The sequence below is a fragment of the Lysobacter sp. KACC 24251 genome (genome assembly GCF_057747755.1).
Genome location: NZ_CM173222.1, coordinates 560,243 through 579,448 on the forward strand (window position 1 = coordinate 560,243; position 19,206 = coordinate 579,448).

At 61.2% G+C, this 19,206-nt stretch carries 17 protein-coding genes; 11 read left to right on the forward strand and 6 right to left on the reverse strand.

The annotated features are described in order from the left end of the window. The first annotated feature begins 42 nt into the window (after nucleotides 1–42). From AC3ARF_RS02595 to AC3ARF_RS02625, 7 genes are all read left to right on the forward strand, one after another. Nucleotides 43–897 carry a glycosyltransferase family 2 protein gene (locus AC3ARF_RS02595; protein ID WP_498930006.1) on the forward strand — a complete coding sequence of 285 codons (855 nt, stop codon included), beginning with the start codon at nucleotides 43–45 and terminating at the stop codon, nucleotides 895–897. Nucleotides 898–910: 13 nt separating this feature from the next. Continuing rightward, the gene (locus tag AC3ARF_RS02600) at nucleotides 911–2,092 is read left to right on the forward strand and encodes a DegT/DnrJ/EryC1/StrS family aminotransferase (protein WP_498930008.1); all 1,182 of its coding nucleotides are present in this window, start codon (nucleotides 911–913) and stop codon (nucleotides 2,090–2,092) included. Further along, entirely contained in the window at nucleotides 2,092–2,757 is a 666-nt protein-coding gene (locus tag AC3ARF_RS02605; RefSeq protein WP_498930010.1) for a NeuD/PglB/VioB family sugar acetyltransferase, read from the forward strand. The genes AC3ARF_RS02600 and AC3ARF_RS02605 overlap by 1 nt, the downstream gene beginning before the upstream one ends. Before the next feature lie 3 nt (nucleotides 2,758–2,760). Continuing rightward, nucleotides 2,761–4,209: a lipopolysaccharide biosynthesis protein gene (locus AC3ARF_RS02610; RefSeq protein WP_498930012.1), complete on the forward strand. Its 1,449-nt coding sequence runs from the start codon at nucleotides 2,761–2,763 to the stop codon at nucleotides 4,207–4,209. Continuing rightward, on the forward strand, nucleotides 4,206–5,315 hold the full coding sequence (locus AC3ARF_RS02615; protein WP_498930014.1) for a glycosyltransferase: 1,110 nt from the start codon (nucleotides 4,206–4,208) through the stop codon (nucleotides 5,313–5,315). Before AC3ARF_RS02610 ends, AC3ARF_RS02615 begins: the two co-directional genes overlap by 4 nt. A gap of 212 nt (nucleotides 5,316–5,527) precedes the next feature. Beyond that, nucleotides 5,528–6,076 carry a class I SAM-dependent methyltransferase gene (locus AC3ARF_RS02620; RefSeq protein ID WP_498930016.1) on the forward strand — a complete coding sequence of 183 codons (549 nt, stop codon included), beginning with the start codon at nucleotides 5,528–5,530 and terminating at the stop codon, nucleotides 6,074–6,076. Nucleotides 6,077–6,118: 42 nt separating this feature from the next. Continuing rightward, on the forward strand, nucleotides 6,119–7,042 hold the full coding sequence (locus AC3ARF_RS02625; RefSeq protein WP_498930018.1) for a glycosyltransferase family 2 protein: 924 nt from the start codon (nucleotides 6,119–6,121) through the stop codon (nucleotides 7,040–7,042). Nucleotides 7,043–7,054: 12 nt separating this feature from the next. Here AC3ARF_RS02625 and AC3ARF_RS02630 read toward each other — a convergent pair whose 3' ends face one another. The 6 genes from AC3ARF_RS02630 to AC3ARF_RS02655 all read right to left on the reverse strand — a co-directional run bounded on the left by AC3ARF_RS02630 (nucleotide 7,055) and on the right by AC3ARF_RS02655 (nucleotide 13,329). Continuing rightward, on the reverse strand, nucleotides 7,055–8,080 hold the full coding sequence (locus AC3ARF_RS02630; protein WP_498930020.1) for a glycosyltransferase family 2 protein: 1,026 nt from the start codon (nucleotides 8,078–8,080) through the stop codon (nucleotides 7,055–7,057). Further along, nucleotides 8,070–9,245, reverse strand: coding sequence for a glycosyltransferase (locus AC3ARF_RS02635; protein WP_498930022.1), 1,176 nt, complete (start codon nucleotides 9,243–9,245; stop codon nucleotides 8,070–8,072). The genes AC3ARF_RS02630 and AC3ARF_RS02635 overlap by 11 nt, the downstream gene beginning before the upstream one ends. A gap of 48 nt (nucleotides 9,246–9,293) precedes the next feature. Further along, complete coding sequence (locus AC3ARF_RS02640; protein WP_498930024.1) at nucleotides 9,294–11,237, reverse strand: tetratricopeptide repeat protein; 1,944 nt, start codon at nucleotides 11,235–11,237, stop codon at nucleotides 9,294–9,296. An 89-nt stretch (nucleotides 11,238–11,326) separates the two neighbouring features. Beyond that, nucleotides 11,327–11,749: a pilin gene (locus AC3ARF_RS02645; RefSeq protein WP_498930026.1), complete on the reverse strand. Its 423-nt coding sequence runs from the start codon at nucleotides 11,747–11,749 to the stop codon at nucleotides 11,327–11,329. Between the two features lie 138 nt (nucleotides 11,750–11,887). After that, nucleotides 11,888–12,316 (reverse strand): pilin, encoded by a 429-nt coding sequence (locus AC3ARF_RS02650; protein WP_498930028.1) that lies wholly within the window; start codon nucleotides 12,314–12,316, stop codon nucleotides 11,888–11,890. A 269-nt stretch (nucleotides 12,317–12,585) separates the two neighbouring features. Continuing rightward, nucleotides 12,586–13,329 carry a hypothetical protein gene (locus tag AC3ARF_RS02655; RefSeq protein ID WP_498930030.1) on the reverse strand — a complete coding sequence of 248 codons (744 nt, stop codon included), beginning with the start codon at nucleotides 13,327–13,329 and terminating at the stop codon, nucleotides 12,586–12,588. A 162-nt stretch (nucleotides 13,330–13,491) separates the two neighbouring features. Here AC3ARF_RS02655 and AC3ARF_RS02660 point away from each other — a divergent pair, with 162 nt between their 5' ends. Genes AC3ARF_RS02660 through AC3ARF_RS02675 form a run of 4 tightly spaced genes read left to right on the forward strand, consistent with a single transcriptional unit; the run spans nucleotide 13,492 to nucleotide 19,188 of the window. After that, entirely contained in the window at nucleotides 13,492–16,251 is a 2,760-nt protein-coding gene (locus AC3ARF_RS02660; protein ID WP_498930032.1) for a type VI secretion system Vgr family protein, read from the forward strand. Between the two features lie 18 nt (nucleotides 16,252–16,269). Next, nucleotides 16,270–17,187 (forward strand): DUF4123 domain-containing protein, encoded by a 918-nt coding sequence (locus AC3ARF_RS02665; RefSeq protein ID WP_498930034.1) that lies wholly within the window; start codon nucleotides 16,270–16,272, stop codon nucleotides 17,185–17,187. Continuing rightward, nucleotides 17,177–17,686 (forward strand): DUF3304 domain-containing protein, encoded by a 510-nt coding sequence (locus tag AC3ARF_RS02670; protein ID WP_498930036.1) that lies wholly within the window; start codon nucleotides 17,177–17,179, stop codon nucleotides 17,684–17,686. Before AC3ARF_RS02665 ends, AC3ARF_RS02670 begins: the two co-directional genes overlap by 11 nt. Beyond that, a complete protein-coding gene (locus tag AC3ARF_RS02675; RefSeq protein WP_498930038.1) occupies nucleotides 17,683–19,188 on the forward strand; it encodes a T6SS phospholipase effector Tle1-like catalytic domain-containing protein in 1,506 nt (501 codons plus the stop codon). The genes AC3ARF_RS02670 and AC3ARF_RS02675 overlap by 4 nt, the downstream gene beginning before the upstream one ends. The last annotated feature ends 18 nt before the right edge of the window (nucleotides 19,189–19,206 follow it).

Consider the following 19,206-nt stretch of genomic DNA (forward strand, 5'->3'; position numbering starts at 1 on the left):
TATGGTCAGGGCTTCCCCTACGCTAGCCGGAACGGGGGTTTCATGCGCATATCAGTAGTACTACCGGCCAAGAACGAAGCGGAGGGCTTGGCGAGGACATTGCCGGCGCTGCGTGAGTTGTATCCAGGGGCTGAGGTGATCGTGGTCGATGATGGATCCACTGATAACTCTGCATTGGTGGCGAAGGCGCATGGAGCGCGAGTGCTGTCGAACCCCTACCCGATGGGCAACGGCGCCGCGATCAAGCGCGGCGCGCGCGAGGCTGGGAGTGATGTGCTGGTGTTCATGGACGCCGATGGGCAACATGATCCGGCCCACATTGCGAGACTGCTGGAGCGGCTTGATGAAGGATACGACATGGTGGTCGGCGCCCGCGACGCGGCCGGCCAGGCGAACGTCGGCCGGGGGCTCGCCAATGGGTTTTACAACCGCCTCGCCAGCTGGATGACCGGGCACCGGGTCGCCGACCTGACGTCCGGGTTCCGGGCCGTCCGCGCCGCCAGGTTTCGCGAGTTCCTGCATCTGCTTCCCAACGGATTCAGCTATCCAACCACCTCCACGATGGCCTTCTTCCGCAGCGCCTATCCGGTCGCCTATGTATCAATCCCCGTTGCACGGCGGGTGGGGAGCGGGAGCCACATCCGCCCGCTCAAGGACGGTCTCCGCTTCCTGCTGATCATCTTCAGGATTGCCACGCTGTATTCACCGTTGAAGCTGTTTGCCCCCATAGGTTTGGCCTTCGGGCTCCTGGGTACCGGCTACTACGGCTACACGTATGTGACAGAACAACGCTTCACCAATATGAGCATGCTGCTGCTGAGTGCAGCGGTGATCATCTTCCTGATCGGGTTGGTCTCGGAGCAGATCACCAGCCTGACGTATCGCCGCATCGAATAGCCAGCGAAGGGACATGAAATCCATCCGCACTCCGGCCGATCTCGCAATCAATGGCGCCGCGCCCGCATTCGCGGAGCCACTGCACGTCGGCAGGCCCAACCTGGGCGAACGGGAGGCGCTGCTGCGCCATACTGCCGACATCTACGATAGACGCTGGCTGACCAACAACGGTCCGCTTCTGCAGGAACTGGAAGCGCGAATCGCCGCGCGGCTCGGGGTCGGCCATTGCGTGGCCATGTGCAATGGCACCATCGCGCTGGAGATCGCCATTCGTGCTTTGGGGCTAGAGGGCGAAGTCATTGTCCCCTCCTATACGTTCGTAGCCACTGCCCATGCCCTGCATTGGCAGGCGATTGCCCCAGTATTCGCGGACATCGACCCCGGCACCCACAACCTGGATCCAGACGCGGTACGACGGATGATCACGCCTCGTACCCGCGGCATCATTGGCGTGCATCTCTGGGGCCGGCCGGCGCCTGTGGAAGCGCTACAGGCGATCGCCGACGAACATGGCCTGCAGCTGATGTTCGATGCAGCGCATGGCTTCGATTGCAGCCTCAATGGGCGGAAAATTGGCGGGTTCGGCCGCTGCGAGGTGCTCAGCTTCCACGCAACCAAGGTGTTCAACACCTTTGAGGGTGGGGCTGTGGTCACCAATGACGACAATCTGGCCGAAACCATGCGGCTGATGCGCAACTTCGGCTTCAAGGGGTACGACAACGTCGTCCATCCCGGCACCAACGGCAAGATGCCCGAGATCAACGCCGCGATGGGCCTGGTCAACCTCGACGCCCTGCCGCAGTTCGTCGAGGCCAATCGCCGTAACCACGCAGCGTATGAGGCAGCGCTTGCAGGTCTCGAGGGCGTCCGGCTTCTGCAATACGACCCTGCCAATGATCCCAACTATCAGTATGTAGTGGTTGAGATCGACTCGGCGTTTGGCGCCTGCCGGGATGACGTGGTAGCAGCGCTGCAGGCAGAGAACATCCTTGCCCGCAAGTACTTCTGGCCCGGATGTCACCGCATGCAGCCCTACCGCGACCTTTACCCGCATGCGGGGTTATTGTTGCCAAACACCGAGTCCGTGGGGGCGCGTGTCGTCGTGCTGCCGAGCGGGCCCTCGCTCCCCGAAGGTGCGATCGAGACGATTGCCATGGTGTTCAGGACGCTCGCGGACTTGGAAGGCCGCGCCTGATGCATACACTCCCAGGAGCCACGCCAGACTTCGACCACTTGTTGATCTTCGGGGCGGGGGGGTTTGGCCGGGAAGTCGCGTGGTTGGCACGGCAGGCATTGGGCGCGTCGGTGACAATCGAGTTTGTAGTCGATCGGCCGGAGTATCTGTCTGGCGCGGTCAGTGGGCTTCCCGTCCGCCTGCTAAGCGATTGCGTGGCTTCACCAAGGCAAAGATACGTGGTCGCCCTTGGTGACCCGATTCAGCGCCAGAGGGTTGTCGCCGCTTGCGATGCATTGGGACTACTTGCAACCCGATTGGTTCATCCCCGGGTTGAGGCGTCGGACTCAGTCGCATTGGGTGAGGGAAGCGTCATTTGTGCTGGCTCGATCCTAACCGTGGATATCGACATCCGTGCTCACGTCCAGGTGAATTTGGGCTGCACACTTGGTCATGACGTGGTCGTGGGCAGCTACTCCACACTTGCGCCTGGGGTCCATGTCTCAGGTAATGTCTTGATCGGCAACGCTGCGTACATCGGGACTGGAGCCAGCATCATCAATGGAAGCGTCGATCATCCGCTGACCATCGGGGATGGCGCTGTGGTGGCGGCAGGCGCTTGCGTTACGCGCTCCGTCGAGCCTGGGGCGATGGTGGCTGGCGTGCCTGCCGTTCGTAAGCGCTAAGCCATGCTGAAGAGGCGCGCACTTGCGGCGACAGTGTGGGGCGGCGGCGACATCGTCCTGCGGCAAGGCCTCCAGTTTGTCACTACGATGGCGCTTGCGCGCATGCTGACGCCCGCTGATTTCGGCGTCGTCGCCATGCTGGCGCTGTACATCAGCATCGCAATGGTGCTGATGGACGGCGGCTTCTCCGCAGCACTCATCCAGAGCCGCAACGTTGACCACGCGGACGAGTCGACGATGTTCTGGTGCAACGTGGGGATTGGCGTCGTCATGACGCTCGGGCTGTTCATGGCCGGGCCCCCGATCGCCGACTTTTATGACGCCCCGGTCCTGGCTCCATTGGCACGGGTGATATCCCCGTTGTTCGTACTGTCCTCCTTGGGCGTTATCCACAGCACCCTGTTGACGCGGCAACTCGACTTTCGCACTCAAGCCAAAGCAGGCACTGTGGCGGCCTGCTTGTCAGGGGTTGTCGCCATCATGCTGGGCTTGCATGGCTATGGCGTGTGGGCCTTGGTTGCGCACGCGCTGGTCATGGTCGGCACAATGAGTGCGATGCTTTGGCTACTCAACCCTTGGCGCCCGGCCTGGGTGTTCAGCGGCGCCTCATTTCGCAAGCTGATCGGATTCGGCGGCTTCCATCTGGGCTCCAGCCTGTTGGAAGCAGCGTATTCAAAGCTCTACACGCTACTTGTAGGTCGAATTTTCGGCGCTCGCGAACTTGGGTTCTATGCCAATGCAGAGAGCATTCGTCAGCTTCCGGGCGGCTTCATTGGCAGTTTGGTAGCGCGCGTGGCGCTACCCATGTTCTCCGAAGCCGCACACGACCCGCAGTTGTTACGGCGGGGTATTCAGCTTTCCATTCGCGGAGCGATGCTGATCAATGCGCCGCTAATGCTCGGCATCGCTGCGTTGGCGGATCCAGTCACGGTGCTACTTTTTGGGGTTAAGTGGCTGCCTGCGGCGGCGATCTTGCAGGTCTTGTGCTTGGCAGGGTTGCTTTATCCAATCCACGTAATCAACCTGCAAGCCCTGATGGCGCAGGGGCACGCCAACCTCATGTTTCGTCTTGAACTAATCAAGAAAGGGATGGGCGTAATCCTGATTCTGGTTGGCGCCTCCTATGGAATCATGGGCGTGGCGTGGAGCCAAGTGGTGTTCTCCCTGGTGGTTATGGCGGTTAACACGCATTACACGAAACGCTGGCTTGATTTTGGTGCATGGTCGCAGTTGCGTGAAATTGCGCCGCCGGTGTCTGTTGCAGGCCTGGTGGCAGGCGCAGCTCACTTTTGGAGTCAGGCTTGGACCGCGTCGGCATCCATGCAGATCGCGGTGATAGGAAGTGCTGGCGCCATGGCGTACTTGTCAGTGATGGCAATCGCGCGGATCGATGCAATGCAGGATGTCATGCAATTGGTGTTTCCTCCTGCGCGGCCAGGGCAAGAGTCATGATTGCGACCAACGCAGGCGCTCTCGAACGAAGCAACGAAGTACGAGACGCGCGGGTGCTCGTCGATAATCCCGTCGTCAGTGTGCTTATGCTTGCCTATAACCATGGTCCCTACATTGAGAGGGCGGTTGCGAGCGTGCTCGAGCAAGTGACTACCTTCCCTTTTGAAGTGATAATCGCGGAAGACTGCTCAACAGATGACACTCGAGAACTTGCAAGCAAGTGCCAACACAAGTCGCCTGACAGAATCCGACTGATAGTTTCGGGCTGTAACGTGGGAATGCACGCCAACCATGCTCGCGCGATTGCCGCGTCACGTGGGGAGTTCATTGCATACTGCGAAGGGGACGACTACTGGGTCGAGAAGAGCAAACTGCAGAAACAGGTTGAATTCATGCGCGCGAATCCGGCATGCGGCCTGGTCCACGGCAACTATCTGAACGTGATTGAGGTTGGGGGCGTGTGGAGAGCGCGTCTGGCTTTCCGGCATCGTCGCCAATTGGAGTTCCGCGCGGGGGACATATATCCGGCTTTGCTGCAGGCCAACCGAATCCAGACCTGTACTGCCCTAAGCAGGCGCGATCTTGTGCTTCGTTATCATGCAGTAGGTCCTGGAGTGGGTGAATACCGCGTCGGTGATTGGCCGGAGTTCTTGTATGTTGCCCACGAATCAGAGATTGGATTTATCAATCAGCCTTTGGCTGCCTATCGCAGGACCCCGGGATCCGTGACGAATGCCGGGGCCGCAGCCGCAGTCGAGAGGGGCTTGGATGCGATTCGGATGGTGGAGGATTTCTGTGAACACTTCGGGGATGGCGAGGCGGTACGAATGCGTGCCTTGTCAGCTCAGTATCAAACGCTGATGCGGTTGGCGCTTGTAGCGGGAGACCGGCAACGCTTCGAGCAAGCTTGGGCTTGGCTTTCATCGAATGATCCATGCGCGTTGAGGCCATGGGCAGCGAATGCAATGCGACGACTAATCGCAATGCCGAATCTCACTCGCTCCCTGGTCCAAACCTTTTTCCGGTTCGAGGCGATGCTGCATCAAGTTACCTTCCGACGGACCGGTACTAGGGACGGGCACAAGTGGGGTGGCACTTGGGCATAGTTCATGACCTGCGTAGAGCCATGGCGTCCATTCCGCGGCCGGTCCGACGCCAGTGCGTGATGTGTGGGAAGAGAGTCGGAAGATTCCTGCCTTACAGGAAAGGGAGCGCTAGCGCGCCGCCATTGGTGCAGGTGCTGGGAATGACCGGGAGCGATCTAGAAAATTTTGAATGTCCGCGTTGCGGCGCACATGACCGTGAACGACATCTCTTCATGTATCTGATGCAGTCAGGGCTTTTCAAGCGCCTTCCTGATCTAAGAATCTTGCATTTCGCTCCAGAGCGATGCCTGACGAAAGTCATTGCAGGGATGGGGCCGCTGGAGTACGTCAAGTGCGACAAGTATCCGACAGGCGGCGATATGATGGCTGTCGACATCGAGGCGATGCCCTTCCGTGATGGTTCGTTTGACCTCGTAATCGCCAATCACGTGCTGGAGCACGTGAATGATGATCTGCGTGCAGTAAGCGAGGTTCATCGCGTTCTCTGCAATGGCGGGTTGGCGATCCTGCAGACCCCATACTGTCTCGTACTGACCTCTACATGGAGTGACACGGGAATCACCGACGCCAATGCGAGACTGCAGGCTTACGGTCAGGAGGATCACGTGAGGTTGTATGGAAAGGATGTTTTTGGGCGTATTTCGTCGATGGGCCTGCTTCCATGTGTGGAAACGCATGAGAGTCTCCTCACCAGGTACGACGCAATGGTTTGTGGCGTTAATGCCTCGGAGCCCTTTTTTCTCTTTCGTCGATGCGATTGAGCTCCGTGCCGCGCGCGGCTTCCTTCGAGGGATTCCACCAAGATGGTTAATGTCGATGCGGTGATCGTCACCTACTTCCCGGATCGCGAAGTGCTGTCCGAGCTGCTTGTCGCGCTTTCGACTCAAGTTGACAAGATCCACGTAATCGACAATACGCCTTCATCAGATCCGCGGCTTGAGGTCATTCTGGATGGACTGAGTCTCAGCAACGTCGCATTGAGGCGCCTAGGAGACAATTTCGGCATTGCCAAGGCGTTGAACGTAGGCATTGGGCTCGCTCGGGCTTGCGGCGCCGGCCATGTGTTGCTCAGCGATCAGGACAGTCTGCCGGCGGCGGATATGGTCGCGGGACTCTTGCGAACGAAGCAGGAACTGGTAGCACAGGGCGCCAGGGTAGGGGCGGTTGCCCCAACGTTCACTGACAGAAATACCGGCATCACATTCCCGTTCCAGGCAGAAGTGGCGGGAAAGTTGCTTTACGGGCACGCAAGACCGAGCGCGGGGCAACCCGTGACGGAGGCATTGACGCTAATCACCTCGGGCACCCTGATTCCAGTTGAAGTCCTCGACGACGTGGGGATGATGCGCGAAGATCTTTTCATCGACCACGTGGATATCGAATGGAGCCACCGGGCTCGCAGCAAGGGCTGGAGGCTTTACGGCACCTGCGACGCAACCATGTTCCATCGCATGGGAGACGATTATCTGCGCGTCTGGTACTTAGGTTGGCGGCGCGAGAGTGCCTACAGTCCGTTGCGAATGTACTACCGCATTCGGAACTTCACCGCGATCTGCAAGTCCCGCTACATCGACACACGGTGGAAGTTGCGGAATGGCTGGTATTGGTTGGGTTTTGTCTACAGCCACGTAGTGTTTGGGAAAGAACGGACGCGACACTGCGTGATGGTGTGGCGTGGTCTTCGCGATGGGCTATTGGGGAGAATGGGTCGCTACAGCGGCAGCTGATTGATGCCGAATTCACTCGATCTTTGGTGTGCCGTGCACTAACAGCATCTTCAGCTTGAGAGGTATCCAGTCAGTGAACGCGAAAGCAGATGGGCGCTCGCTAGGCCGTTTCCGCATCAGACGTCGCCTCAGGGTCGCAACTTCAATGCGCCGCTCCCACAGTTCTGAGGGCAACTCATCGTAAATTTGCCGCACCTTCTGTGCACCTGCCCCTGCTAGAAGCAGGAAGAGAGCCTCCGCTGCCAGGAATGAAAAGTGCAGAGGAAGCAGCAGGAGTAACGCCGGCAAGGGGTAGCAACAGAGCATGACGAACGTCTTGTTGCGCTCGCTAAGCCGGCGCCGTCTGGTTGTGGTGCGCAACTGATCTTCCACGAGCTTTCCGCCACCGAGATTCCTGCCTATCCAGTGATCAAAGCCGGGCGCATCTAATACCACGACGCTGTATCCGATCAGACGTGCGGCGGTGCAGAGGAAGATGTCCTCCGCAACTGATTCGAACCAGGGTGGAAACCCATCCACCGCCTCCCAGGCGCTTCGGGGTATCCATAGGCAGGCACCGGTCGCCACGCCAGCGTCGTGAGTGCCAGGGGCCAAGATGGGAATAGGATTAAGGAAGGGATCTGTGCGATATCCTCGGTCAATCAGCGTTCCGTCGCTCATCGAAAACTGCGGTAGACCGAGAATACAATTGCGGTGCTCGCCTCTTGATGAGGCCATCAAGCAGGCTAGGGTGCCTGGTCGGAGGATCGCGTCATTGTTGAGCAGGAGCAGGTGGCGGCCCTTGGCTATCGCCGCCATGCGGTTATTGCTTATGCAGAATCCAACGTTGCTTTCGCTTGTGATCGTACGTGCATTTGGGAAGTGATCGCGGATAAGTTGGAGCGAGTCGTCGACGGATCGGTCATCGTGAACGATGACTTCGAGCGTGAAATCACCTTCCTGCGCATAGACCGATGCGAGGCAATCAAGCACCATGCTGCCACCGTTGTAGTTGGCTATGCACACGCTGATATCGATAGGGTCGTTCTTATCGTTCACGTGACAGGCGCGCGCAGGCTGCTAGTTGGGTGACGAGGGGTTGGAGCCGTTCTGCGATCGAAGTGATCGATAGGCGCTGTTCGTATAGATCGCGGCCATGCCTGCCGATTTCAGCTAGCTTCTCGCGATGTAAATAGCTCCAGCGGATTGAGTTGGCCAAGGCGACAGCATCACCTTGTTTGACCAAGAGACAGTTCACGCGATCGATGAAGCCATGGTCTTCGTCAATGCGCCCAATGACGGTTGCCTTACCCATCGCCAGGCATTGGGAGGTCTTGCCGGTAATTACTCTTTGGGCTTGCGGCGTTGCTCCAAACGGCCCCCCCAAGCATAGGTCGGCACCAGGAATTTCATCCTTCAGCAGGCTATCAAAGGGAACCCACGGTCGGTATGTGTAATTCTCGATTTCGCGCCGGCGACACTCGTCGACCAAGTCGCGTCCCTGTGAGGAGGTGCCGCCGATGAAATGAAACTCTATGGGGAGTTCCCTTAGGTGCGAGGCAGCCTCGAGAATCACGCTGATTCCGTGCAAGGGTAGGAACGAGCCATAGAACAGGACCCGGAACACCGGCACGTCCGCATCCGAGCTGCGGCTCCTGTTGTGGGACGACTGCGGAAGCACCTCAACAGCGCCAACGGGTACGGAAGAAACTTTGTCCTGTGGGAGTCCGAATGTCTCGCAATAGTATTTGGCGTGTAAATCAGTGTCGGTCAAAACAGCTTCGCAGCTATGCAGCAGATGTCGCTCGTACCGATACCAGACAGGCGCCAGCCAACGACCCGCCCAGCCAAGCTTCCGTTCCTCCTTGAGGGCGGCATAGGGCGACATCATTGCATCGAGGATCAGTGGCGTACCCCTTGTTATGCAGCGAACCAGCCAGCCGACCTCGTGGCCGCGGAACCCAAGGATGTACACGTCCGCAGGCGATGAGCGGTGCAGGCGAACCAGCCGCCGCAGCATTTCAAGGTATCGACGGGCTCCGGTCGAGATGTTGGTCGCGTGCTGGAGCTCGATCTGCGGAGATTGCGCGAGGGCAGCGCAGAGGGAATTGCCGCGGATATAGTCGGGTGCGCGATACGCAAGCACAAAGCATACGCGCACCTTCCGCTCCGTGTCGTTGCGGTGATTAACCTGAGCAATTGCCGGCACTGTTCCTTGATTCATGTTTGCAGCTGGCTGTTCAACGGATCTCACGCTGCCGCAGTGGCCGCGCTAATTTGCAGTAGATCTGGCAGAAGAGGAGGTCAAGGCTAAGGAGTACTTCAGTTCGTTGAGTCGCTTCTTCTGAAGGGAGTTCTTGGGGTCGATGTATCTCGATGTCTCGGCTAGAACGCGGTCTGCTTCACTTGCCATACCCAGCAAGTAGTAGGCCTTGGCAAGGACCAGTCCGGTCTCGAAGTTTGGCTGGGCGTTCCAAGCCTTCAACGCGTGGGCTTTGGTGGACGATGGATTTCCTGCGGCTTCGTAGAGCTGCGCGCTTGTCAGGTGCAGCCTTGTTTTCGTGGGGACGTGTTCTGATTGCGCATGGGCGTTTTCAATAAGCGTTTCCAGCACCTTGGCGAGTGCCTCCGGGTCCGCGCTGGCGCAATTGCCTGAAATGACCTTGGCCGCCAGTGTGGAAAGAAGCTGCGGCTCGTGCGTGGATATCCGGTCAAGCGCCGGCGTGATTAGGGAAGCAAAGTCACTTGCGTCCACAGGTTGTTTACTCTGACAGCGCACCACGAGACCCGCGGCGCGGGCGAGCAGTTGTTCGCGAGGCGTGCCAGACGCGAGGACCTCACGAAGGGCCTCGTGCGCGGCCTCTGGCGAACCTTCCCGAATCCGTAGGTCAACCAGATCCATCGTTGCTCGAATGGAGTTTGGATGGCCCTTCACTCCCAGCAGCACGATGTCGGCTCTATTGCTCCACGTGTGGGCCCTGCCGTGCGTCAGCTGGGCGAACATGGCGACAAGGGCGAGGACTACGATGACCAGCCCGGGTTTAGCCAAGCCTTGTGGATCCGGGCGAGTGGTCAGGAGCGTTCCCGCACATCCTACGATGGCGATAATGACGCCGATGGACGGCAAGTAAGTGCGGTGTTCGTAATACATGTCGAGTGCGAACACGGTCGACTCGGTAAGCAATCCAAGCACGAAGATTGACCAGCCCGCCAACATGACGGGTATTGTCTTCCGCGTCATGACTGCACCAGCGGTGATCGCCAGCAGGAGCGCAATGGACGCGAGGGGCTGGCTCGTTGACAGCAACGTTCGCGAGATCGGGAAGTCGTCCGTGTATAGGCCCATGGCCTGGACATCAGGGAGTGTCAGCTGTCTCAGATAGGTTACGACGGCGTGGGGCTGGGTAATCAGCCGATCCATCATGGTGAAGTCTCGGACCTCATACCCCCCGAGATGCCCGGCACCTGCACCGGCCAGATACAGGATGCCTACCACTGCCGGCAGCGCGAGGAATAAAAGGAAAAATACGGTTCTTTCCCAATATGGCCGGGAGAGTCGTTGCGGGTTAATTGCTTCAAGGACAAACACAATCATTGGAGTAACGATTGCAGTTTCCTTGCTGCCCATCGCAAGCGCCCATAGGACCGGGAAGCAGAGGAAAAGCCCCACCCGCGCTTTGTAGCTGTCGTCGTTTGCCAAGCACTTGCGCGCCAACAGGTAGGCAAGGATTGCGCCCAGCACGAACAGAGTGCTCAATTGGGTCATCCGCTGTACTACGTACAGTACTGTGCTTACGTGTATTGGGTGCAGGGCCCAGATCAAGCTTGTAGCCAGGGCAAGCCAATGCGCGTGCGACGAGAGACGATGGTCTGCGGAGAACAACTCAAGAGCGACCCGCCAGATCAGTGCCGCACACAGCAGGTGGATCATGAGGTTATCGAGCTTGAAACCCCAGGGTTCCATCCAGTGAAGATCGCCGCTGAACAAGAACGTCAGCATTGCGACAGGTCTGCCCAGCGGCCCCGACGCATTGCCGAAAACAACATGGTCCCAACTTGCTTGCTCGCCAAACCAGCCAAGCACGGGCCGCAGGTTGGGGAGATCGTCGTAGAGGAACGGCCCCGAAAGTCCCGGCCAGTAGAGCGCGGCGGTAAGGGTCAGTCCGGCGAGCAAGATCCATCGCGCCAGGATGTCTTGGGGAATCTTGGAAGGCATGGAGCTAGTGTCGAGAGGCTGGATGGATGAACATTGAAAAAACAAACCCCGCGCAAGGCGGGGTCAGGACACGACTGCTGGCCCGCAGATCAGCGGCATTCCTTGGGAATCTGGGCATCTGGGACACCGGCGGTTTCGGTGCAGGTCCACTCCATGTGGCCTGTGTCTTCGTCTGCAGTGGGCGTCAGGCGAAATACCGCCGGCACGGCCGCGGAGGTGTTCCGGGTGGTCGCGGTAATCACGCCGTTGGCGCCAATCTGCACGTCGGCGCAGTAGTCAGAACTGGCGAACGCGTATCCGGCAGCGGAATTGCTGGAAATGCTGGCCAGCAGGGTCGCGCCGTGGTGGGTCTCGGCGACAGCAAGCTTGGCTGCGGCCGCTACGCTAAGGCATTCGCTGTTCTTGGTTCGGATCGAATAATCCTGATAGGCCGGCAGCGCGATCGCGATCAGGATGCCGAGGATCGCGATCACGATCATCAGCTCGATAAGGGTGAAGCCACGTTGGCGCATCATCGAAGTCCCCCCCCTGGGTGCGACGCTTGGTTGGGGCGGGATCGCCGCCCTGGTTGCTGAAGCTTGGTGCTGCTTCCTTAAAGCAACCCCGGCGCTCGGCCGGGGTTGCTGATGCATCAGATCACGCGGTGGAAATTAACGGCATTCCTTCGGGATCTGCGCGTCCGGGACGCCGACGGTCTCGGTGCAGGTCCACTCGATGCGGCCGCTGTTGGCGGGCGCGACGGGGGTCAGGTTGAAGCTGGCCAAGGTGGTCGCACCGGTGTTGCGGGTAGCGGCGGTGATCACGCCGTTGGCGCCGATCGTCACGTCGTTGCAGTAGTCGGACTGGGTGAACGCGTAACCGGCAGCAGCATCCGACGAGATGCTGGCCAGCGCAACGCCGCCACCGAAGGTGTCAGCCACGGCCAGCTTGGCAGCGGCGGCCACGTTCAGGCACTCGGAGTTCTTGGTGCGGATCGAGTAGTCCTGGTACGCCGGCAGAGCGATGGCAATCAGGATGCCGAGGATCGCGATGACGATCATCAGTTCGATCAGGGTGAAGCCTTGCATGTTCTTCTTCATTGGTATTTCCCCTAGGAGTGATTGGAACTCACGTGCCTGCAGGTCCGGCTTCCCCGGTCCGTCGGCTTGCCGTGCTACTGCACGTGCATAGAGAGCATACGCATAAGACGTGCCAATGGCAGGTGGCTACTTCAAAGTGCCCATGCGTTCACGGAATGGGCCCGCTTCCGCGACATTGCTTGGGATCCAACTTCATTTTCTCGGGGCGGGTGTGTCGCGGCGCGTCAGCTAGTGACCATTTGTGGCAGTTTTCGCGGTGGTGTCGTGCGTCATTCGTGTGGAAGTGTTGCCAGCAACTTCAATGGGGTCGCAGTGTCCGCATCCACCAGCAGGACCCCCGACTTGCCCTGGCTCACCATTGGGACCCAGCGCGTGTCTGCGTCCGTGCGCTTCAGCGCGCGCAACGCCTCCCTTGCCTTGGCGGCTTCGACAGGGTGGTCGCTCAGGGCCGCAATTGGCCTCGCTTGGCGGCGGAAGCTGTCCGTGACGGTGGCCAGGTCGGTGTGCTGACTCAGCTCGGCTGAGCGGTCGCCTCCCAGTACGCGGACAAGCAGGTCGTCGGAGTAGCGTATTCCCACTACCTGGGGCCCTGAAAGGGATAGGCCCGGGTGTCCAGTGGACATCGCTCGCGCGAGATCCTCTCTATCGACTTCATGTGCGCGAACCATCCGGAACTCGGCGCCGTTCCCAACCAGGAAAACCGGCCTGGCACGCCCCAGCATCACCATCGCATACGAGAAGAACACGGCCTGAATCAGGGCGACCACGATCAGGTCCGATCGGAGGGTCCGCTTGCCGGGGCGGTAAACAAGCAGGGTGAGTAGGGGGCCAATCACAAACACCACCGCCAATAACAGCAAGGTCGGATTGTTGGGCGCGGCCCAAGGCCAAAGCCCGTAGGGATACCAAGCGATGCAGGCCGCAACAAGGCTGGTCAGGATGATGCTGGAACTCACCGCGAGGTGAAAGGTGGCGGCTTTGATGCGAGTCATAGGTTTGCGGGTTGCAGTCATGGCTGGGCAAGGGGAGTGGGCGGCCGAACGTAATCGCTTGGGCGGCCCAACTGCCAAGCCTAGTGTTTGCGATGGGCTCGTGTCTGTGGCCCTGGTACTGCCTTGGCGGTGAAACCTTGCATGGGAATGCGCTACTCTTGGCCCGTTGTCACGGAGAGACACATGAACAGCGGATCTTCTGTTCCCGGCCGTCTGGCCGACTTGTTGCGCCTTGATGGCGCCAATCGCCCCCATAGCCTGGCGGTGCCGACCTTGGCCCCGGCCGATGCGTCGTGGGTGGTCGCTGCGTGGCACGGCCATGACGCCATCGGTCCCGCGCCCGGGTCCAGCAGCCCAATCCCCAGCCAGTACTGGGTGGACGTGCTGGCGGCGCAGTCGGACCTGTCCGCCGCGCTCGGCGAGCCCGCGACGTTGACCACTCGGGACGCCGACGGGCACCGCGTGACCCGCAGCGGACTGGTGGCCTCGGTGGAGCGGCGCGGTGGCGACCACCGGATGGTGCGCCATCGACTGCAGCTGGTGCCGTGGACGTGGTTGCTCGGGCAGGGGCGGCGCAGCCGCGTGTTCCAGGATTGCACCGTGCTGGCCATGGTCGACAGTGTGCTGGCGTCCTATGCGCCTTGGGCCGCTTGGCACATGGCCGACGACGTTGCCCCCTTCCTTGCCGACCGCCCCGCGCGCAGCTATTGCGTGCAGTACCGCGAATCCGACGCGGACTTCCTGAGCCGCCTGCTGGCGGACGAAGGCGTGGGCCTGCGGCTGGAGGAGGCCGCCGACGCGCCGGCCGGTCACCGGTTGGTGGTGTTTGCCGAGAGCGGGAGTCTGCCCTCGGTGCCCGCCGGACCAGCTGGCATCCGCTTCCATCGCGGCAACTCGGCGGAGCTGGCCGACGCGGTCCAAGCGTTCGGTGCGTTGCAGGCGCTGGGGTCCACCGCATTGACCCTGCTGGGCACCGACTACCGCACGATGGCCGCAGTAACGGCCAGTACGCCGCTGGGTGCGGGCATCGACACCACGGCCGGGCTGGAGCACTACGACCCCCGCGGCGCCTACGCCTTCGCTGACCGCGCCCAGGCCGAGCGAGCCGTCACCTTGCAGGCCCACGCCATGGAGGCCCAGCGTCAGCGTTGGCTGGGCCGAAGCACGGTGCGCCATTTCCGTGCGGGTCAGGGCTTTGTACTGCGGGGGGCGCCGGTGGACGGTCCGGAAGGCGCGCCCGACATGGTGCTGCTGGGCGTATGGCACGCCGGCATCAACCCGCTGCCCGAGGCGCTGGAGTCCCTGGCTGGGGCGTTGCCCACCGTGATGGCGGGCCTGCCTGACGCCAGCTGGGCCGCCGTGCGCGAGCAGGCGCAGGCGTTGGGCTATGCCAACGCGTTCCTGGCCCAACCACGGCAGTTGCCATGGCGGCCCGAACGTCTCAAGCCGGGGCAGGCCCTGGGCTACCAGACGGCCCGCGTGGTCGGCCCGGAGGGAGAAACCACCCCGCAAGGCATGCGCGAACTGCACTGCGATGCACTGGGCCGCGTGCGCGTGCGATTCCACTGGCAGGAGGAGGGCGACAGTTGCTGGCTTCGCGTGGCCCAACGCTACGCGGGTCCCGGTGTGGGCGCCCAGTTCCTGCCGCGCATTGGTCAGGAAGTGCTGGTGGCCTTCCTGGGCGACGACATCGATCGCCCCGTAATCGTTGGCTCCCTGTACAACGGTCGCGGCGATCCGGAGCCCGGAGCCAAAGGCAACCTGACCGGCGGCGCCGCGCCCGCCTGGCACGGCGCCAACCCCGGCGACGACACCGACCGCAACGCCGCCGCGATGCTCGGCTTCAAGTCCAAGGAGTTCGGCGGCAGCGGCCACAACCGTCTGGTGCTGGACGACAGCGACGGGCAGCGACGCCTGCAACTGGCCACCACCCACGCGGCCAGCGAACTGACACTGGGCCACCTAATCCATCAGGACGACAACCGCCGCGGCGCCCACCGCGGATCGGGCATCGAGCTGCGCAGCGATCAGTGGGGCGCCGTCCGCGCCGAGCGCGGCTTGTGGATCAGCGCCTACTCGGCAACCGATGACGCCCCCGCGGGCGAACAGGTTGCTGCCGTGGCACTGCTCAAGCAGGCCGCCGATCTGGCGGCTGCGATGTCAGGCATCGCCATCACCCACCTGACGCCGCGCCTTGCCGTGCACGAAGGCGTGCAGAAGCCTGGACAGTCGGCGCTGGCCGAGGCGCTGCCGCCGCTGAAGGCGATGCATGCCAGCGCGCGCGCTGTGGCGCCGGGCATGGACTGGAGCGAAGCGGCGGCAGCGTCGGGCGTGGCCGGCCGTGTGGTTACCGACTCCTCCACGGGTGAGTCCAAGGTGCCGCACACCGCCGACGCTCTGCTTGGCATCGCAGCCCCCGCCGGCATTGGCCTGGTGGCCGGCCAGAGCCTGCACTGGAGCACCGGCGAAACCCTCACGCTGGCCAGTGGCCAGGCAAGCAACCTGGCCGTGGCCGGGAACCTGCGCCTGCACGCCGGTCAGGCGCTCGGTTGGCTGGCTGGCGCCGTGGAGGGAGGCCTGCAGGAAGACGTCGCCCTGAGCCTGGTCACCGCCGAAGGCGAACTTGAGCTGCAGGCGCAGAACGACAGCGTCAAGTTGCAGTCCCGCGATGGACTGCGCGTCATAAGCGCAAATGCCGAAGTGGAACTGGCCGCGGGAAAGGCCGTGCATCTCGCTACCAGTGGCGGTGCCAGCATCACCATTGAAGGCGGGAACATCACCGTCGCGTGTCCGGGGCAGATCACGGTGCATGCGGGGAGGAAGGAGTTTTTGGGGCCCACAACGTTGAATCTCGCGCTGGCCCAATGGACGCAGTCCCAGCTGGATACGCCTTGCCTCCTGCAGGCAGCAGACATCCACGGCGCCTTCGTTCGAGTAGTGTGATCAGGAAGGAGGAAACGCATGGAATGCGAACTGAGTCAGCCCGGCAGCAATGGAGCGCACTCCGGTATAAGCCGGATGCGGAACGTCCTGAAAGGGGCCATCGGGAACGCGCTTGAACCGCTGTGGCTGATCGACCCCGCCCGATATGGCAGCGTGAGCGAGTGCGCGGCTGCATTCGGCGTGCCCGCCAAGAAGTTTGAATCCCTCGCGAATCTTTATGACCGCTATGGTCACGGCCTGCGTGATTGGGGCCCGAGACTGCTGCCGGCCAAAGCCGCGCACGTCGAGTTTGCGCTGCAGGAAGCCTTTGACGCGCTGTCGGCGTCCTTGCTGATCACCTCGCATGCCTCTGACGTGGTCGCGCGGCACCTCGCCCAACTGGTCAAGTTGCCGCAGCCTGATGGCACGCAGCTGCTGTTCCGCTTTCAGGACCCGCTGGTCATGGCTCACCTGCTGCCTTTGCTGGTGCGAGGTCAGCAACCAGCGCTCCTGGGCCCAATACAAAGTTGGTGGGTTCTGGATGAGTGCGGAAGCATAGTGTCGGCCCAAAACGGTGGCGTGGGGAACGCCACCCGGCCGCTGGCGCTGACACGGAATCAAATGGAAGCACTGGACGCAACGCTGCTGCCCGCCAAGGTGATCGCCCAAGTCAATGAAGTGGAAACCACTCTGCTGGCAAACCGTGACCGCTGCGCGCAGTGGCACGATGTGCGCGCTCGCCTGCAGCGCGCTCGTGCGCATGGCCTGGTGGCGTCGCAGGATTTGTCCTTGTTCGTGATCCTGTCCCTGCAGCTTCCCGACGACTTTGACCAAGCTGGTCCCGTGGCGCGGGCACTGGCCCAGGCAAAGGCAACAGGTATTGGATTCTCCACGGCTGTTGAGCAAGTACCCGTTGAAGAATGGAGGGAGTGGGATGAGGTTCTGGATGAACGTTGAGCGAACCAAGCATGCGCTCGCGGCCTTCGCAGCATTGTCCGTAGTGGGGTGCGCGGGCAAGCAAGTGGTCACTTTGTCGGCGGTGACGTACACCTATGAGGAGGGATACAGCCGGGCTCTGCTCAATGGCCAGTGGGCTGGGGCCGGATCATCCAGCGTGGCATTGGGCGACAGTAGTGGCGGTGGGGTGATCTGCTGCATATCGCTGGAGAAGGGCGCCCGGAGTGCAACTGTCCATGTCAGGCAGGGCGGTGAAAAGTTCTTCGAGGTGGAGGCTCCAGTTGAGTCACCGTGGCCAAAATCTCCCAATTACCTGAGCATCCATCTACTGCCGGGCAGGTCGGTTGTGGTCGAACTGACTACGTTGAGTCCGGCGCCGAGGGCTGACTTGCTCAAGAGGCGAGCGCAGGAGTTGGGCATGACCGTGAACGTCGAAAGTCCCCATATGTGGAACTACGGAAAAGAGAAAGAGCTCAGGGACGAGCGGGGTGCGGAGTGACAACCCAGGTAATTGCGCCACGCGTGCGCGCGGTGGAGAACATGGTGGCCAGAGCGATTGCAAAATCGGTGTCGACTTCCGGTGGTCCGGCGTGCAAGACATGCCATGTCAAAGCTTGGTTCGGCGCATTCTTCGACGGCACCAATAACCATAGATCGAGAGACTTTCCCCTGCGGCACAGCAATGTGGTTGCCTTGTTTGATGCGCACAGGATGGATGACGACCGGGGTTGTCGTGCTGTCTATTACGAAGGGTGTGGAACTGCGTTCGATTTTCCCGGTCGCATCCAACGAACGGCTCGCGTTGTTGGGCGTGATAGAAAGCTGATCTGGACCGACAAGGTTGGATATGACGAGGAAGAAAGTCGACTGAATCAGGCATTTGGCCTCGGAATCGACTTGCGATTGGAAAAAGCAATATTCGATTTTGAGTTGTTTCTGGATGGCCTGCGAAAGAAGAGTCGGGTCGACGAGATCAATGTCTCCGCCTTTGGCTTTTCCCGTGGCGCGGCCACGGCCCGTGCGTTCACGCACTGGCTCCGCGCCCACAGCAAGGTCACCCAGACAGCGGGGCGCTTGAGGTTTGACGGGATACCCCTCAACTTCAAGTTCCTGGGGCTGTTCGATACGGTTGAATCCATCGGCCGCGCGGGCGAGAACACGAAGGCCGAGCTGTTTCCCTCCGCCATCCCGCGCTGGGTGGAGAAATGCGTGCATTCCGTGGCGGCGCATGAACTGCGGGACGCCTTCCCAGTGACGATCATTGACGCCGCGGCGCCTTCGGGCCAGCGCATCCAGGTCGTATCTCCTGGCGCGCATTCCGACGTGGGTGGCGGCTACGAGGAAGGCAAGCAGGGGCGTACGCGGGATCTGGCAAGGATTAACTTGCTGCAGATGCTCGACCACGCGCGGGGTGCAGGCCTGCCCATGCTGTCCGTAGCGGAAATGCAGGCGGATGACGGCGGGCGTTGGCGCGACCTGTACTCACATTCATTCGCCCTTGATGGGGCGGCGCATGACACGTTCCGGGGATACATGCGGCACGTGGAAACGCCCGTGGGTGCGATGGGTGACGTGCTCCATGCCCACATGAAGTGGTACTGGAAGTGGATCGATAGCGGGCTGGCGGCGGAGGACACGGGGCAGAAGTTTCGCCGTTACTGGCGGGCGGAACCGGATGCGCCCGGCAGCGGGGAGCGTCGCAAGGAGTTGGCAGCAATGAACAGCGTGTTCGGACAGTCGGTTCGAACCGAGGCAGGGCGCGGCAGGGGTGCCATGACCGGACGGCCCGTGGTGCCGGTGCAGCGCAATGCGATACCGGCGGCGGTAGAGGCGTTGTTCGAGAACCATGTGCACGACTCGCAGGTCGGGTTCCGGCTCGTCGGAACGCTGCAACTGGACTTCTCGCGGATCGACTATTACGCCATTAGGGAAACCCGTAGGCCGACGGCGGGTGGCGCAGTCGGCTCGGTGCCATCCGTGGTCAATGCGTCGATGGGATGAGCCTCGGGTGCGGTCAGG

What these genes read in the sequence shown, in the direction of transcription:
- AC3ARF_RS02605 (WP_498930010.1), top strand. Translation starts at nt 2,092, where the DNA reads ATGCATACACTCCCAGGAGCCACGCCAGACTTCGACCACTTGTTGATC.
- AC3ARF_RS02650 (WP_498930028.1), bottom strand. Translation starts at nt 12,316, where the DNA reads ATGAAGAAGAACATGCAAGGCTTCACCCTGATCGAACTGATGATCGTC.
- AC3ARF_RS02625 (WP_498930018.1), top strand. Translation starts at nt 6,119, where the DNA reads ATGGTTAATGTCGATGCGGTGATCGTCACCTACTTCCCGGATCGCGAA.
- AC3ARF_RS02665 (WP_498930034.1), top strand. Translation starts at nt 16,270, where the DNA reads ATGGAATGCGAACTGAGTCAGCCCGGCAGCAATGGAGCGCACTCCGGT.
- AC3ARF_RS02610 (WP_498930012.1), top strand. Translation starts at nt 2,761, where the DNA reads ATGCTGAAGAGGCGCGCACTTGCGGCGACAGTGTGGGGCGGCGGCGAC.
- AC3ARF_RS02660 (WP_498930032.1), top strand. Translation starts at nt 13,492, where the DNA reads ATGAACAGCGGATCTTCTGTTCCCGGCCGTCTGGCCGACTTGTTGCGC.
- AC3ARF_RS02595 (WP_498930006.1), top strand. Translation starts at nt 43, where the DNA reads ATGCGCATATCAGTAGTACTACCGGCCAAGAACGAAGCGGAGGGCTTG.
- AC3ARF_RS02655 (WP_498930030.1), bottom strand. Translation starts at nt 13,329, where the DNA reads ATGACTGCAACCCGCAAACCTATGACTCGCATCAAAGCCGCCACCTTT.
- AC3ARF_RS02645 (WP_498930026.1), bottom strand. Translation starts at nt 11,749, where the DNA reads ATGCGCCAACGTGGCTTCACCCTTATCGAGCTGATGATCGTGATCGCG.
- AC3ARF_RS02620 (WP_498930016.1), top strand. Translation starts at nt 5,528, where the DNA reads ATGTATCTGATGCAGTCAGGGCTTTTCAAGCGCCTTCCTGATCTAAGA.
- AC3ARF_RS02640 (WP_498930024.1), bottom strand. Translation starts at nt 11,237, where the DNA reads ATGCCTTCCAAGATTCCCCAAGACATCCTGGCGCGATGGATCTTGCTC.
- AC3ARF_RS02600 (WP_498930008.1), top strand. Translation starts at nt 911, where the DNA reads ATGAAATCCATCCGCACTCCGGCCGATCTCGCAATCAATGGCGCCGCG.
- AC3ARF_RS02670 (WP_498930036.1), top strand. Translation starts at nt 17,177, where the DNA reads ATGAACGTTGAGCGAACCAAGCATGCGCTCGCGGCCTTCGCAGCATTG.
- AC3ARF_RS02615 (WP_498930014.1), top strand. Translation starts at nt 4,206, where the DNA reads ATGATTGCGACCAACGCAGGCGCTCTCGAACGAAGCAACGAAGTACGA.
- AC3ARF_RS02635 (WP_498930022.1), bottom strand. Translation starts at nt 9,245, where the DNA reads ATGAATCAAGGAACAGTGCCGGCAATTGCTCAGGTTAATCACCGCAAC.